General features: G+C 66.8%; 9 protein-coding genes. 6 read left to right on the forward strand and 3 right to left on the reverse strand.

Annotated features, from left to right (window positions below):
- The first annotated feature begins 47 nt into the window (after positions 1–47).
- Genes B207_RS0119520 through B207_RS34620 form a run of 6 tightly spaced genes read left to right on the forward strand, consistent with a single transcriptional unit; the run spans position 48 to position 12801 of the window.
- Positions 48–2135: a hypothetical protein gene (locus B207_RS0119520; RefSeq protein WP_018638293.1), complete on the forward strand. Its 2088-nt coding sequence runs from the start codon at positions 48–50 to the stop codon at positions 2133–2135.
- Positions 2132–3100, forward strand: a complete 969-nt coding sequence (locus B207_RS0119525) for a hypothetical protein (RefSeq protein ID WP_018638294.1) — start codon at positions 2132–2134, stop codon at positions 3098–3100. The genes B207_RS0119520 and B207_RS0119525 overlap by 4 nt, the downstream gene beginning before the upstream one ends.
- Positions 3097–8637, forward strand: coding sequence for a DEAD/DEAH box helicase (locus tag B207_RS34615; protein ID WP_018638295.1), 5541 nt, complete (start codon positions 3097–3099; stop codon positions 8635–8637). The genes B207_RS0119525 and B207_RS34615 overlap by 4 nt, the downstream gene beginning before the upstream one ends.
- Before the next feature lie 38 nt (positions 8638–8675).
- Entirely contained in the window at positions 8676–10349 is a 1674-nt protein-coding gene (locus B207_RS0119535) for a hypothetical protein (RefSeq protein ID WP_154675479.1), read from the forward strand.
- The gene (locus tag B207_RS39915) at positions 10346–11116 is read left to right on the forward strand and encodes a hypothetical protein (protein WP_154675480.1); all 771 of its coding nucleotides are present in this window, start codon (positions 10346–10348) and stop codon (positions 11114–11116) included. The genes B207_RS0119535 and B207_RS39915 overlap by 4 nt, the downstream gene beginning before the upstream one ends.
- Positions 11113–12801, forward strand: coding sequence for an Hsp70 family protein (locus tag B207_RS34620; protein WP_018638298.1), 1689 nt, complete (start codon positions 11113–11115; stop codon positions 12799–12801). Before B207_RS39915 ends, B207_RS34620 begins: the two co-directional genes overlap by 4 nt.
- A 799-nt stretch (positions 12802–13600) precedes the next feature.
- Here B207_RS34620 and B207_RS42365 read toward each other — a convergent pair.
- From B207_RS42365 to B207_RS38580, 3 genes are all read right to left on the reverse strand, one after another.
- Positions 13601–13726 carry a hypothetical protein gene (locus B207_RS42365; RefSeq protein ID WP_268258211.1) on the reverse strand — a complete coding sequence of 42 codons (126 nt, stop codon included), beginning with the start codon at positions 13724–13726 and terminating at the stop codon, positions 13601–13603.
- A gap of 73 nt (positions 13727–13799) precedes the next feature.
- A complete protein-coding gene (fxsT, locus tag B207_RS38575) occupies positions 13800–16334 on the reverse strand; it encodes an FxSxx-COOH system tetratricopeptide repeat protein (RefSeq protein ID WP_268258212.1) in 2535 nt (844 codons plus the stop codon).
- A 50-nt stretch (positions 16335–16384) separates the two neighbouring features.
- Positions 16385–16628, reverse strand: a 244-nt coding sequence (locus tag B207_RS38580; RefSeq protein ID WP_154675481.1) for an integrase core domain-containing protein, incomplete at its 5' end; no start/stop codon positions are given.

Genomic DNA, 16628 nt, shown 5'->3' on the forward strand with positions numbered 1-16628 from the left:
GGCCGGCCTTGCCGGCGGATTTTGTGAGGAAAGGGGTCGGGCTTCAGGTGATGGATTCTGCCCACTACCTCGAATGGCAGATCGTCCTCGAGGAGACATTTTTTAACCTGGACTGGGCCGGCCAGCCGGTGATCCTTTATGTCGACGACGACGAGGCGGTGGCGATCCAGAATGAATGGGGTCTGGAGACATCGCTGATCGAGGCGGTTCGGCAGGTAGTTCGTCTAAATTCCGCGAAACCGTACTGGGTCGTCGAGGAACTGATACGCGCTCACGGGCGGCAGGACGCTGCCCCGCCCGTCCTGCCGTTGCTTGCCTGTGCGGTTATCGCCGCGACACGGATGGCGAATGACGGCGTCCGCCGCGCGACCAACTATCATTACCACTTCTCGACGATGCTGGCCGGGCAGGCAGGGATCCTGACATCGGCCCACTACGAAGTACTGGTCGGCATGTGGGAAGCACTGGCCGAGTGGCAGCTTAGCTGGGGGACCTCCCGTGGTCTGTGCACGATCCCGATGCGCGGCTACCTACCGGTCAACCAGTCGAGGATCGGCTACGCCCTGTCTCAGGCGGTGTTGCGCGACTCCGACCGGCAGTTGCTACCTCGGCTTTTTGAGACCTTGCGTCAGCGGGGCAATGGAGCCTGGCCCCAGCCGGGCTCGGTTGTCGCCAGCGCCGCGCTCCTATGGGACCAGTACGACCGGTTCTCCCGGGACTTCCGCCTGGCCGTCGAAGACGAGGCGACTCGTCCCGTCGTCGAGCGGCTCTTGGACCAGTTCGCGAGCACCTGGGACGGGTCTCCAGCCCTGGATCGGAACGGCGTTCCTACGGCAGACCTCACAGTCCGGTTCGAGAACCGGGAACTGACATGGCTCGTCCGTGTGCCGCGCCAGGACGCGGACCGATACGATCTCCCGGACGGTGTTCGGCTGCATCGCATCGCGAACACCGAGTATTACGAGGTGCGTGGACTGCCCGCGCCCGACGGCGGATCACTGCGCACCGACATATGTCTTGTCGGGGAGACACTCGCCCTGCGCCGGCCACCATCGCCGCTGGTCCTTCTCACCGAGAACGAGGCACTCGACTGCCTGAGCAGCGTGGATCGTATTGCTCCCAACAGCGACTACATGATCTTGGCTGCACCCGAGGCGGCGCGTGATGTAGAGGCGGTCTTGAACAGAGCGGCGGCGCCGGGACGAGCCAAAGCAGCAGGACGTCTCGCCTGGGTGCCTGCGGGGTGGACTCTCCATCACGGGGTGCGCTTCGACGACGCGATGACCTTGCGGCAGGCGATCCGCGGAGTGCGAGGGCATCTGTTAGCTGCAGCGCCGGCTCCGCGGTTCCGATCGACCTTGGAAGGTGGTCTGCGGCTGGCGCCGGAGCTCGGCAGACATCTCTACCTCGTCGGTGGTGAGCCGGAGCTGGTCGTCGCGGACCGGCGGCCTTCCGACGGCGCCCGTGAGACGGAGGTCGAGATCCTCCTGGACAGGGCCCGCCTGGTCCTGGCGCCTGCCGATGATGGATGGGTTGCTCCGGTCCCCCTACACGACCGTGGCCTGCCAACCGGGCGTCATGTCGTCACTGTCGAGGATGCCGAGCTGATGTTCGACACGGCCGAAGGCGCTCCCGATGTGGTCGAACCCGCAAACGTCGTCGGCTTCCCGGCCGCGAATGGCTACCCGATGGTCGTCGCCGCCGGGAAACCCGTGCTGCGAGGCGCCGTGCTGACCGAGGTCCAGGGATCTACCGCACGGCAAGCCGACGGGTCCCCAGACATTGCGCTGTGTCGTCGCGGCGCGCAGGAGACCCGCTTCGTCTCCGCCGATGGCCGCGTCTGGCAGATAGGCGAGCCGGCCGTCCCGGCCTGGTGGTCCCGGCTGGGCCCGTCGTCATCCGTGCCGACATGGTTCGAGGTGACGGTTCCCGTTGGCGGTGGCTGGATTCTGCAGCTGCGGGAAGATGTGTGGCGAGCCGAACCTGTTCAGCCGGCCGAACCCGAGGTCCCGGCCCCCAGCGGTAAGCGGATCTGGGTGCAGACGGTTCTCGGCGCGGCCGACGGCTCCAAGGACCCCCGATGGCAGTCCTACGTGCGGCTAGCCGAGGCGTTGGACGGGGAGACGACGAAATGACCAGGGGGATACCTGCGCTGGCAATCGGCGACCTGTTGCTGCGGTGGGTGAGCGAGCTCGGGTCCGGACGGCTGCGCGACCTGCGCACTTCGGTGAGGAGCGTGGCACTCGGCCGCGGCATCGATTGCGCACCCGGCGCCGAATCCCGGTGGGTGCGGGATCTCGCTGCGCTCGGTTATCTTGACGTCGACTGGCATCGAGACTGGTGGTCGGTCGCGCCCTCCGTGCTGACCCGGCTGCCGCATTCGGACGGCCTAGCCGTCGTCGTCGGGCGGCGAACAGCCTCCTTCGACCGGGCCCTGATCGACGCGGAGTCGTGGGCAACCCTGATCCGGGTGGCCAATCCGGCCACGCCCGGCGACATTCCGGTACCGGACACCATTCTGCTGCGTTACGAAGACCCGGCCTGCCTTCCCGACGACGCCCGCTGGCTGGATTGTGCGTTCACGCCGTGTGCCGCGCTCCAGCTGGCAGAGCTGCTACCGGAGATTGAAGAAGGTCCCCTCGCGGCGCCGCCGGCACCGGATAACGCCTTCACAGTCCAGCGTTTCTCGCTCGCCGATGGCCGCTACGAACCCACAGCTCTCTATGCTGCTGACGGCCTCTATCGCTGGCGCGGCGCCGACTGGAGCCTACTCATCCAGGTTCGCCGCGGCGATGCCTGGCGGACGGTCGAGCACGAGGTCGGGGTGTACCTGGAGCTCGCAGGCCGGATCTCCGTACTGCGCTGGGCCGCGGAACCCGGAGCCGGTCGCTCGCTGACCGGCTCTCTGACCTGTGACCGCGCCGCGCCGTTGCCACCGCTGCACTCGCGGGCAGCCGTCCTCTGTAGCGGGCTGCGGCCGAGGGCCGATCGCACCGCGCGGACGGTTTCGTATGACAATGTGCCGCTGCAGGTCGCTGAACGGATCGCGACGTCCTTGCGGCAGCGCCTCTCCGACATGTCGAGAAAGGATCATGGATGACCGGCCAGGAGCAGCGGCCAGGCGGCGCACCGGCACGGGACGTGGTCGGTTCTTTCAACGCCCTGCGCGAGACCTATCTGCGGTACTACGAGACGCCGTTCGCCCTGGACGACGCATCGGTCACTGCCGAACGGCGGTCGTTGCTCGACGAGGACGGTGGCGCCTGGCGTGAACCGCTCCTGGAGCTGCGCCCGCAGTACGCCTTGTACGACCACCCTCTCCCGGAGTCGTTCAGGGTCGCTGGAGCCCATCCCGAGGCGGCGGACTTCGCGCGCTTTGCACTGCCTGACGACGTGGACACCCTGTATCGGCACCAGCACGACGCGCTGGTCGCCGCCTGCCGGGATGGGCGCGACGTCGTTGTCACGGCGGGCACCGGCTCCGGCAAGACCGAGACGTTCCTGCTTCCCGTCCTCGCGGACCTCGTTGCGGAGTCAGCGAGCTGGGGTGGGCGCGGCGCACGGCAGTCGGCCTGGTGGGCTAGCGGACCTGATTCCGCCTACAGGCCGAGCCGACAGGGCGAGACCGGTCATCGGCCGGCAATGCGTGCGCTCATTCTGTACCCAACGAACGCGCTCGCCGACGATCAGCTCGTACGGCTACGGCAAGCGCTCGACAGCGATCCGGCCCGCGACTGGCTGGACCGCCACCGGGCCGGCCACCGCTTCTATTTCGGCCGGTACACCGGCGCGACCCCCGTCCCGGGCCAGCCCACGTCAAAGCCGGCCACGGACCGACTACGTGGCTACCTGAGCGAGCTCGCGGACCGCCAAGACCGTCTTCGTGAGGCGCATGCCTTCATCGCGCGGGTCGGTGGTGCGGAGATGCACGCCCGCTGGGACATGCAGCACGCCGCGCCAGACGTCCTGGTCACCAACTATTCGATGCTCAACATCATGCTCCTGCGTCGGCAGGAGGCCGAGATCTTCGAGTCGACCCGGCGCTGGCTTGCCACCACCCCGGGCGCACGGTTCACCCTGATCCTCGACGAGTTGCACATGTACCGTGGCACGGCGGGGACCGAGGTCGCCTACCTGCTGCGCAAGCTGCGTCACCGGCTGGGCCTCGACGAGGCGCCGGAGAAGCTACGGGTACTGGCCGCCTCCGCCTCGTTGAAGGCCGGGCGTGACGACGACTTCGTCGAGGCCTTCTTCGCACTGCCCCGCGGGCGGCACCTGGTCGTGCCTGGTGATCTTGTCCTGCCGAGTCCACTGCCGGATGCCGGACAGGAAGACGCCGACCTGTCGGCCCATGTGGCGAGCCTCGAGGCGGCGGTGGATGGGGAGCTCGATCCGTCGGAAGCCTTCGCGCTGCTCGCCGGCACCGCCGCGGCGGACGCGCTCGCACGGACATTGGCACCGGCCGGAGAGCCGACGGCCATCGCGTTGACGAGCGCGGCGGATCGGCTGTTTCCTGGTGTGACAGACGCCGGTCGTCGGGCGGTTGCGCTCCACGGGCTGCTGCGTGCCCTCGGCATCGCGCATGCTTCGGGCCTACCCAAGATCCGGGCGCACATGTTCTTCCGGAACATCGACGGCTTCTGGGCCTGCTCGGATCCCGACTGCCCTGATGTGCCCGTCGAGCATTCGCCACGCCGACGGGTGGGCCGGCTGTTTCGCCAGCCGACGCCGCGGTGCAGTTGCGGGGCGCGGGTTCTCGAGATGCTGTTCTGCCAGAACTGCGGAGACTTGTTCCTGGGCGGTTTCGCCGTACCCGCGAAGCTGGGGAAGAAGCTGTTCCGCGACTTTCTGCACACTGACTTCCCCGACTTCGACCAGCTGCCCGACGAGGGGTCCGCGACACCGAACGCTGGCAACTACGTTGTCTACTGGCCTCGACCTGAGGCCGTGACCAGGCTCGACACCACCGAGTGGACAGGATCGCTGGCGAACAAAGGCGCGACTGTCCACTTCCAGTTCCGGCGGAGCAGCTATCAGCCCGCGACAGGGCGTCTCGCCAACGTCGAGCAGGACTTCACCGGCTGGTCCTTCCATGCGGTCCCCCTCCATTCGAAGGATGGCCGGCCAGTCGCAGCGCTGCAGGACCTCCATGCCTTTCCGACCCGTTGCCCCGCCTGCGCGGCAGACTGGGAGACCCGTCGCAAGCGCAACGTGCGCACAGGGTCGTTCGAACCGATCGGCATCGATGATCCGGCCCGGCTGCGGACCGCGCCGATCCGTCGGATGCGCACCGGCTTTGAGAAGATCAACCAGGTGATCACGACAGAGGCGCTTGGTCATCTTCCCGCGGACCAACGCAAGATCATCGCTTTTTCGGACAGCCGCGACGACGCCTCCGAACTCGCGAGCGGTCTCGCTCTGCGCCACTACCAAGACCTCCTTCGCCTCCGAGCAAACGAGACCGTCGTCGCACAGGGCGACCCCTACGGAGACCTGCAGCTGGTCAAGGCCCACTACCGCGGAGATCCGGTGGACCGTGACCAGGTTCGTGCGGCCCTGCGGCGGCTGACCGAACGGCACCCCCACGAGGTCACGATGCTCAAGGCGATCCTTACCAACGACATCGATGCCGAACCCGATCGGCTGCCCCAGATCGAGGACGTACTCGGTCGGCTGCCGTCTTTGACGGATCTGCGGTTCGACCTGCGTGGACTACTGCTCGGCGCCGACGGCCCAGCGACCAACCCAGGCGGCCCAGCCGCGTCCCTGCAAGAACGGGATGGGGCGCGCTGGACCGCGTTGTTCGATTGGCAACAGGACCGGCGGCCGCGCGTCGGGCTCACGCAGCCGCAGAGGGAGTTCCTCGACCAGCTCGACGATCGGCTCGGTGAGGAGCTCATCGAAGGGCTTTTCGGCGCCACCGGCCGTGATTTCGAATCGCTGGGGCTCGGCTGGCTATGCCTGACGGGCGACCGGCAGCCTCTCGACCTTCCTGCGGACACGGACACGGCGATCGCACGCGCGAGTCTGCGGGTCCTTGGGCAGATGCGCCGCTTCACGGGGCAGCGAGCCGGTGCGGAGAAGCCGCCGGGCGCGCTGGGCCGGTACTGGAGGCAGGTCGCGCGAAGCCTTGATACCGATGCCGAGTCCATCCAGACCCGGGTCCTCGGCATCTGGGGGGCGGTCGTCGTCCAGTACTGTGTCGATCCCGCCCAGGTAGCGCTGCGTCCCGGGGATGGTCGGGCCTGGGTCTGCCCGACGTGCCGACGGCCCCACCTACATCGTGGCGGTGGAGCGTGCACGCGCTGCCTGTCGCTCCTGCCCGACGAGGCCCGGCCGTTCGGCAGCACGGACGACGACTACTACGCCTGGAAGGCGCGGACCCGCACCGGTGACTTCCCGCTGCGCGCAGCCGAGCTCACCGGACAGACCGACCGAATCGACGCCCAGTCCCGGCAGGCTCGCTTCCAGGACGTCTTCCTCGGCGAGCAGGATGTGGACGTCGCTGACGGCATTGAGGTGCTGTCGGTGACGACGACCATGGAGGCCGGCGTTGACGTCGGCGCCCTGAACACCGTGATGCTCGCGAACATGCCGCCCACCCGGTTCAACTACCAGCAACGAGTGGGTCGGGCCGGCAGGCGCGCCAGCCCGACCGCGAGCGCCATCACCGTCTGCCGGGGCCGTAGCCATGATGAGCATTACTTCGCGCATCCCGATGAGATTACGAACGCGCCGACCCCACCGCCCTACCTTGCGCTGAACATGCCCTCGATCTTCAAGCGGATCCTGCTTGGCGAGGTACTGCGGCAGGCGTTCGACGCGCTCGCCGCCCGATCTGCAGGCTCGGACGACGAGCCGGACCTCACCCGAAACGTGCACGGAGAGTTCGGCCTGGCCGCCGAGTGGACCACGCACCGCGGCTTCGTGCGCCGCTGGGTCGACAGCCACGGAGACAACATCGCGTCCGCGGCGCAGGCGCTGCTGGCCGGCACGCCCGAGCCGGTCGCCTCGATCAATCCGGACAGCTGCGTCCGGCAGCTGCTCGCAGATATCGACGCCGAGGCCGCGACAGCAACAGGTCACGTCGACCTCAGCCAGCGGCTCGCCGAACGAGGCCTGCTGCCAATGTTCGGCTTCCCGACCCGTGTCCGGCTCCTCTACACGAAGCGCCCCACGAACAGCTTCCCGTGGCCGCCGGCGGGTGCAATCGACCGAGGGCTCGCGGTGGCGCTCAGCAAGTTTGCTCCCGGCACTGAGACCCTCCGCGACGGTCGCTGGTATCGGTCGGAAGGCATCGCGTCGTTCGCGCCGGGTGGTTTCCGGCCGAAGGCGGTCGACGAGCCGCTCGGCGTCGAGACCAAGGTCGCGATGTGCCGACTGTGCGCGCATATCCAGGTCCTGGACGATGCGCCCAAGCCGGAGACCTGCCCGGCCTGCGGCGCCTCCGAGCGGTACTACACGGCGTTTCCTGTCCGTGAGCCGCTCGGCTTCCGCGCCGATGCGCCTCGCGACTATGACGGCATCCGCGACGGGATCGGCGGCGCGACAAGCTCACGTACGGCGACCGACCTCGAACGGGACGCGCCCCGCGTAGCGCGGGCCGTCGACGACTGGCTCGTCGCGCACTGCGGCAGCGGCGACCGGTACACTGTCAACCCGAACAGTGGCCGGCTGTTCCGATTTCGGCGCGACACGACGACCAACTGGGGCGGCTATGTGGTCGTCCGCGACCCATCTGCGCCTGCGGACGTGGAGACGGCGCTGGGGGCGGTCGAACATACTGACATGATGTTCGTCGGTGCCCGCGCCGCGCTCGATCCCGAGCGTGGCCTCCGGTTCGACATGGCCCCCTATCAGCAGCTCGACGGCTTCCCGGAAAGTCATCATGGGCGTCGTGCAGCCTGGTACTCGCTGTCAGCGCTGTTGCGCCGCGCGGCCGCCCCATACCTTGACGTGCAGCCGGACGAGCTGAGCGCCGGCATCCACGGCTCGGCCTCGGCGCCCTCGCCGGTCTTCGCCTACCTGGCCGACACCTTGGAGAATGGCGCCGGATTCAGCACGCGTCTGGGTTCCGCCGACCACATCGACGACTTCCTCCGGGCCGTCGACCGATATGTCGCCGAACTCCGAGCGGACCACGCCGACACCTGCCGCGGTTCCTGCTACCGGTGTCTGCGGGACTACTCGAACATGCGGCTGCACCCGTTGTTCGACTGGAGGCTCGCCGCCGACCTCATCGGAAGCCTCCGGGGCGAAACGCCCGAGACTGACCTCGAGGTGCACGCTCGGCTGCTGGACAAGTGGGCGCAGGACCGGTCCGCCCTGCACATCGCGCTGCGGGACACACCGCATGGGCCGATCGCGGTCGCCGACGGCGACCTGTCGGAAGAGCCTGTCGTCATCGTCGTGAAGCACCCGCTCGAATCCGGCGGCGCGCTTACCGGATCGGCGTCCACCTCGGGGCTGGCCGGCTGGAATGGCCCCGTTCCGCTGACACCGCGGTTGGAGAAGCTGCGCGACTACGTCCGCACCACAGGGCTGGCCACGCGAGTCGCGTTCGTCGACGCGTTCAGGCTCGACCGGACGCCCGGCGCGGTCACGAGCGCGTTGGTCGAGTTCGCGGAGGACGAGTGACCACCGGGCCTCTCGACTTTCACACAGAGCCAGCGCACGTGTCGAGCTCCCGCGAGGAGGCAATCCAACGCGAGCTACAACGTCGCCGTGCCCTCCAGGCGGGACGCAACCACCCACAGCCGCCTGCAGTACCTGCCGGCTTCACGTCACGGGCGGTCTGGGAGGCGGCATCGCATGCGGCGGACGCGCTGGCCGCCGCTGTCAGAGACGCGGAGTATCCCGCCGACGCGCTGGTTCATAGGCGCGCCGATGTTCCCGCCCACGAGTTGGCGCGCCTCGCCGTCGACGCAGCCAGTCCATTGCCACCGGTCACCGCGGTGCGACTCCTTCTAGACGCATTCCCCTCGATCCCCGGTCTGTTCCCGGAACTGGAGGCCTCGCGAGCAACCGAGCTCGTTGGAAGCGGGATCCCCACCCTGGGGGACGACTCGGTACGTGACGACTTCTCCGACGGTGCCGTCCCCGGTTTGCGCGCGGCTGACACCGCCTGGCAATGTCATGTCAGCTACGAGCGGCTCCGCCGTCATCTACCGATCAGTCCAGCCGAGCAGCGCGCGCTCGCCACCTACCTCCCGGAACCGCTTGTCGACGATCTCATCGAGGCCCGGCGGCTCGGAGTCAAAGCAGTTCCGATGTACGGAACTCGCGCGCTCTATCTGCTGGCACGGCTCCGACCAGGCGACGTCGCGGACGACGATCTGACGGAACTCGGATGGACCGACGAGCGGGCACGCCGTGACTTCTGGTACCGGGTCAGAAATGGCGACGTCACCGTTCTCGACCACCGACGTGGACTGGATCCCGAGCAGCTCAGCCTGCTTGACGACCTGGACCGGGTGAAGGCGACCCGCCGGGTCCCGTCCACTCTGACGAGTCAAACCTGGCTCTGGCGGATGCTTGAGCATCTGACACAGGGCCAAGCTCAGAGCCAGGCCGGCCAGGACCACGGATTTGGCTCCTGGATTAGCGTGCGGCGGCTGCTGCGTGTGCTCCGGGTCGCGCACCAGCAGGAAATTCGTGGCAACACCATGAACGCGGTCAAGCTCTTCGAACAGGTACGTGCGCAGGCGGTGCAGAACATCGGCGTGCTATCGCCCGCTGGTTGGGAGGCCCGCAACATCGCCGCCTACCTGCTTGTGCGCAAGGACCGGAGCGGGCGATACGTCAAGGACGCGCTCGCGGAGATCAGCCCGGGACTCGACAGTCGACATCTACCGGAAGATAAATTGCCGTCATCGACCCGCCGAAACTTGGACCACAATCGAGCGGTGCTGCGCACGCTCAACTCCGGTCTGGAGTCCGGGCATGTGCTCAATCCCTTCCTGGTCCTCGGCGTGCCGGACCAGGCACCCACGGATGTCTGGCGAAGTGCCTGGCTCACACTGCGTCGTGATCTTGACGAAGACGGTGAAGCGTTGGCCAACGAGGCCAAGGACGCCGTTCAGGCCATGGAGCGCGGTCACGCAGCGCCTGGACCGTTCCTCGTCCCGCTGAACCAGCAGCGCTGGCAGGAACCGTCGGCCGGCGCGATGCCCGCCCTCGGCGCGGCTCAGCCCATGCCACGCCGGAACCCGCCTGCGACCGCCGAGCAGAAAGCGTACGCCATGGATCAAGCCGCCAAAGGCCTCATCAACGCGGCCCGCCACCACACGGGGTTGCCGGTCCTCACTGGCATCAACGACGACCCAACGTCAGAGGGTGGCAATCAGTGAACGGCGCATCCAAGGGAAATGCCCGGAACATGCCCAAGCAGGTGCGGCCGACCAAGGGGAAGCCGAAGTCCCCGGACAAGGGGCGCCCGGAGAACCATAAGAAGCGAGAACCGCAGATAGTCATCCGCTTCGGTGCCGGCCACCCTCGGTTCGAACCCGGAACCTTCGATGCCCGCGCGCTCCTCACCTCCGTACTAGCTGCGGTGGAGCCCCGGCTGGACGAAGGCCTGCGTGTGCTCACCGATGCCGCGCTTGAAGCGGGGGCGGACCGTGAAGATCTGGCGCGACTCGTCCAGACCGCGAGTCGTCAGATCGCCGACGCGGTGCGGTCCGGCGTGATCGACGGTATGCGGGTGCGAGACCGCCACCTGGCTCAGATGGTCGTCATCGACCGTGCCGCAGCGCACGCGGAAAACTTGACCAGACTCCAAACCCGTATCGAGCACGAGCTCGAGCGTGCCGGCCTGCGCCGGGTTTCGGACCCGGCGGACATAGCGCCGTTCAACCTCGTTGAAACCGCCACAGGCTCTTCTGCGGTGTCCAAGTCTGGACAAGAGTACGAAATCATCAGCCCCGCATATGTCGACACCGAGACTGGAAAGACAGTCGAGCGAGGCTGGATCCGCCAGGTGCCCGAGGAAGCAGCACCCCCAGGTGGCAAGCAGCACGGCCGCTCCTCCCGCCCGCACCAGGCACCCCGTCGGGCGGGTGCCGACGAGCAGACGACTGCTGACGAAGCGGCAACGACAGGGCGGGAGACTCCGTGACCTTCGGCATCGATTTTGGGACGAGTAACTCGGTCCTCGCCCGCTCCAACGGCCGGGACGTTGAGATCGTGCCGGTCGACAGCGGGCAGGTCCCCGCGCAGTGGCGTCAGCCTGAGTTCGAAGATCTGTTTCCCTCGGTGCTCGGGGTACGCCCGCTCCAGCGCACGCTGTGCTTCGGCTGGGCCGCGAAGACCGTCGGCAGCGAGCCGGTCGACGCTGTGAAGCGCATGCTGGGGACGAGAGCAGCGGGCAGCCAGCAGGTCGACGACGGAACGCCACAGCTGGAGGAGCACAACATCTGGCTCGGCGGTGAGCCGTTCCGCAGCACCGTTGCGGCAGCGTCGCTCTTCGCAGAGATGAAGCTGGCAGCGGACCGCAGCTTCCTCGATCTCGACCAGGCGGTCGTGACCGTGCCGGCGAACGCCACCGGCGGTGCCCGGTACCGCACCCGGGCCGCCGCCAGGCTGGCAGGGATCAAGGTCAAGGCGCTGCTGAACGAACCGACCGCTGCTGCCGTCTCCTACGTTCACGACATTGCCGTCGAGGGCCGCCTGCTCATCTTTGACTGGGGTGGGGGCACTATCGACGTCACGGTCCTCGAGTACGACGGCAAGTTCTTCGAGGAACGGTCCTCACGTGGCATCGCGGCCCTGGGCGGACTGGAGTTCGACGAAGCACTGGCACGGATCCTCATCACGAAGCTCGGACAGACCCCGGAGAATCTGTCGAAGGCGGAACGTGCGCGCTGGCGGCGTGAGGTCGAACTTACGAAGATCGCGCTTTCGCGGCCGGACGTCAGCGAGCTGCCCTTCGACCTGCCGGCACGCGGAGTCAGCCTGACGGTGGCACGCGCCGAGTACGTCGACGCCGTCATGCCGTTGATTACAAAGGCGATGGAGCCGCTGTACCAGTGCCTGGAAGACACCGGCATCGGTCCCGACAAGATCGATGCTGTCCTGATGATCGGCGGCACATCGCAGATCCCCGAGGCACGCGAGGCAGTGGGGAAGGTCCTCTCACCGGAGAGCATCGTCTCCGCAGAGTTGTGCCATCCGATGACGGCAGTGGCGCGAGGCGCGGCTATCTATGGGGCCGCACTCGACGATCCCGACCAGCATGGCCAGTTCGCTCTCGTGACAAGCTATGATCTTGGCACCGCCTTCGATGCTGGCCCTCGGAAGGGCTTCAAACCCGTCATCGGGCGCAACCGCACGCTGATCGCGCTCGGAGAGAAGCGTTTCGTGCCAAACCGGCCCTACGCGCATGCGCTCAACATCGAGATCGTCGAGGGCGAGGCGGGTTTCCCGGCAGACAGCGACCGTGCCTTCCCGTTGAGCAACCTGCAGGTAATGCTGCCCAGGCGGGAGGCCGATCCGGAAGCCAACGCGGTTATCGTGAAGTTCCGATACGACCACAGCGGGATCCTCAAGGTCACAGTCGTCCACGAGAAGAGCGGCCGGGAACTGCTCTCGGACGAACTCGACTCTTTCGGCGAGGACGGCACCCCCCTGCGAACCGGCCTACGCGAAGAGCTGATTCGGCTCCTCGGACACACGGACGTTCCTTTTTCCGAGGCTGGATCGGACGAGCCAGCGTTCGAGGTCAAGGTGCGCGTCTCAGGCGAAGTCACGCCTGCGTTGGACCCCGACCTCACTGTGAATGGTATCCCTCAACCGCGACTTTGACCGCTCGCTGACAGCACGTCCTGAGACTTCAGCTGGGCGGAGGGTGGACGTGCCGGTCGTGGCGGCTCTCCCAGCCCGAACAAGATCCACCATCTGTCGGCGGAACTCCTACGTGTAAGGCGGTTTTGATCTCGGCACCTGCACTCCTCCCCGGGTTCATTATCCCAAAGAGCCCAGGCGTGAACAGGATCGGGTCAACTTCACCTGAGCCCTCACATTTTGACAGCTCTCCTCGCGGCCGATCGCGTCGAGCTTTCCGACTGTCTGGCCCCGAGGTTGTGCCTGCTAAGTATGTGCTCCGGCCTGCTCGGCGTGGTCGCGGTCGATCGTGGGCCTCTCGGTGTCGGCGCTGGTGGTCGCGTAAGAACGGCTGCCTCTGGTATCCGGTGCCGCGGGCAGCGCCCGCCTCCAGCGTCGCTTGGGATCTACCAGGCGCCGTGCTGTTGGCCGGCGGCCGTGACCGGGTGTGTTGGTGGCCCGTCGCCGCCGGGCAGGTGGTCTTCGACGTCGAACCCCGAGCCCGCACCCTGGAGATCAGGGGCGACCGGAGTTTCCTAGCCGTAATCGCGAACAACCTCTTGACCTTCACTCACGACGTCACCGCACCCGGGCAGCACTTATGCACGCAGCGTCGACGGCTCGCGGACCACCGGTTCAATTGCGCAGTCCGCCGTCGTCGTGCTACACGACGCCGGAGTCGCAGCCGTCGCGAGAATCGGTGATTAGCCGCCGTAGAGGTATTGCTGACTCACCTGGTCCCAGTTCGATCGATCTCCTGCCACCGCTACAGTAACTGGATTCAGCGGGGCTTCCGCGGGCCCAGATCATTGGTCCTCGACGAGGCGGCTCGCTTCGGGTGCTCGGACGCCTCGACGTGGTAGGTGGCGTGCCCGCCACGCGGGTCCTCCCCGCTGACGTCGATCATCCGCGGCACCGCGACGGAAATTCGAGCTCGTCACGCAACCGCGCCACGACAGGCGCCACGTCATCTGTGAACGTCAAGGTTGATCTTGGCTTCTGGCGCCGCCCCCGCATGCCTCCAGTCCAGCCGCCGCCACCAGGGTGTCTGGATGATCTTCACCTAACACTCGTCGACGACGGGCGAGAGTGTCCTCATACAGGGCGTGGGCGCCGGCAGCGTCTCCGAGCTCCGCCAGACACGCTGCCAGGCCAGCCGCTGAGATCAGTGTATCCGGATGATCTTCACCTAACACTCGTCGACGACGGGCGAGAGTGTCCTCATGCAGGGTCCGGGCCCCAGCCACATCCCCCAACGACCTCAGATCCTCGGCAAGGTTGTCCACTGTGCGAAATGTCTCGGGATGGTCGACACCGAGCACTCGCCGACGACGTTCTAAAGTGTCTTCGTCTAGCCTTTGCGCGCCCGCTGCATCTCCCAACTTCCGTAGGTCCTCCGCGAGGTTATTCGCCGAATGCAGCGTGCTGGGATGGTCGCCACCGAAAATTCGGCGGCGACGAGTGAAGGCGTCCTTGCTGAGGGCACGCGCACCTGCTATGTCTCCCATCCGCCGACGATAGATGGCAAGGTTGTTCGCCGAGCGCAGGGTGTCCGGATGGTCATCGCCGAGCACCCGTCGACGATGGGCAAGAGTCTCCTCGCTGAGCGCGCGCGCACCGGCGAAGTCTCCCGTCGCCCAAAGACATGCGCCGAGCCCGTTGGCCGACTGCAGGGTGTCCGGATGGTCGTCGCCGAGGATCCGTCGACGACGGGCGAGGGTATCCTCGTGCAGGGCGCGGGCGCCCGCTAGATCTCCCAACTGCCGCAGGTAGATAGCGAGATTATTCGCCACCCGCAAGGTGTCGGGGGCGTCCGCGCCCAACGTTTGTGCCCAGCATAGACGGGTCTGCTCGGCAAGATTTCGCCCTGCGGCCGATTGGCCCGACACATACTGGTAGCGGGTTGTCGCGAGCAGCAACTCGCGGAAAGGCTTCGGCTCGATTGCCGCGCCATCCTCCTGAGCGCTGAGAGTGTGGACGTGGGGGACAAGGGCGGCGTAGGACGGCCAGGAGCCCGGGTCGTCAGGGTCACCGGGACTCGCCGACGCGACCAGGAGCTGAGCGGCCTGCCGGCTCGCCATTTGTTCCTCGGCGGAGAGCTGGGAGCGAACCAGCGCCTGAACGAGGCGATGCGCCTGCAGGGTCGTCCCGACGTGTCGGACCAGTCCCAGACGGGTGAGGTGCCGCACCGCGCCGGCTGTCGCCGCTGCGTCACCGAACTTCGCACCGAAGCGCTCCGGGAACCCGACCCGCATCGCCCGCTCGCGCCGGGGCGTGAGCGAAAGGGGCTCGGACGCACAAAAGGCGAGCTGGTTGAGCAGAGCGGCGGCGGAAGGACTTTCGGTATTCAGTCGGGCACGGTTGGCGGTCACTACCGCGACCAGGCCCGGATGGCGATCGAGGGTGCTGTCCGCCAGCCCTGCCTGCGCCGGCTGCGTCGCCAGCAACTCGAGATAATCGTCGACCTCGATACGGGTATCGGTGAGAAAACAACCGGCCTGCTCAACCGCCAGTGGCAGGTCCCCAACCGCGGCCGCGACCCGGTCGGCTTCCGCGTGGGTGAGGGTTGGAGACCGTCGCTGAAGCAGCGCGATCGATTCGTTGCGATCAAACTCGCCGACCTCTATTAGGTCCGCGAGGCGATGAAGGGTCGGACTGCGGCTTGTCAGGAGGAGGTTGCCGCCCTGGGGAGGACGCAGTTCCGCGATACTGGTCGGGTCGTCGACGTTGTCGTAGACAAGCAGCCAGTCTGACCGGTCGCGCAGTTCGGCCCACAGCCGGCGAAGGATGGTAGACGGCGGGCCGTCCACCGGCAACGCGAGTGCTCCGGCAAGATTGACTAATCCAGCCGTCGCCAAGGCTGGGTCGTCGGCATTGACCCACCAGACGATCCGGTACTCGCCAGGATGGCGGTGGGCATATTCAACGGCAAGCTGGGTCTTACCTACTCCGCCTATGCCCTGCAGCGGCGCCACCGCGACCGAACCGCCGCCATTTTCAGCGGTTTGGCGCAGCCTACTGTGCAGGATGTCGAGAAGACGGCTTCGGCCGGTAAAGAATGGGTTCCGTGGCGGCACGTTCCATATCGAGGTTGTTCTCCGGGGAAAGTGCTGGTCGCCGATTGGCACTATTTCGGTCGAACCGGGCAACTCAACCGTAGGTCTCCGGGGCGCGGACGGGGCGAGGACGCCGGCGAACAGCCGCCGCCGAGCCTCGTCCCGGTCAAGCCCGGCCAGTACTATTCGGACGAGTGGTGCGTATAATTCAGGAACCTTGCAGTCCTCGACAAGTATCGGCACGACGCGCCCGGACCGACCCTCCACCGCCGCGGTAAAGGCGGCGGTGTGCTCGACCTGGGTGTAGCGGCCGGCGAAGTAGGCGTCGGTGTAGATCGCCAGTACCCGGTCCGCGCGTTCCAGCGCGATGCGCATAGCGTCCACGAAGTTCGTGCCGGCTGCCCAGTCCCATACGTCCAGCTCGACGGTGTACCCGGCGTCAATCAACTGCCCGCCGATCCACTCTGTGGTGTGCCCCGTTAATTCCGGACAGGCGTTATTAAGCTGATCTACGCAGCAGACTGTCTTTTCAAGTACTCATCGTGGACTTGCTGTGGGGTTCGGTAGTCGAGGGCCGAGTGGCGGCGTGTCGTATTGTAACGGAGTTCGATGTATCGGGCAATGTCGCGTCGGGCGTGTTCGCGGGTGGGGTAGACGGTGCGGTGAACACGTTCGTTTTTCAGGGTTGCGAAGAACGATTCGGCCATCGAGTTGTCGTAACAGATCCCGGTCCGGCCGACGGACTGGCGGATC

Source organism: Parafrankia elaeagni, assembly GCF_000374165.1.
GTDB lineage: Bacteria > Actinomycetota > Actinomycetes > Frankiales > Frankiaceae > Parafrankia > Parafrankia elaeagni.

What these genes read in the sequence shown, in the direction of transcription:
- B207_RS0119525 (WP_018638294.1), top strand. Translation starts at nt 2,132, where the DNA reads ATGACCAGGGGGATACCTGCGCTGGCAATCGGCGACCTGTTGCTGCGG.
- B207_RS34615 (WP_018638295.1), top strand. Translation starts at nt 3,097, where the DNA reads ATGACCGGCCAGGAGCAGCGGCCAGGCGGCGCACCGGCACGGGACGTG.
- B207_RS42365 (WP_268258211.1), bottom strand. Translation starts at nt 13,726, where the DNA reads ATGATCGACGTCAGCGGGGAGGACCCGCGTGGCGGGCACGCCACCTAC.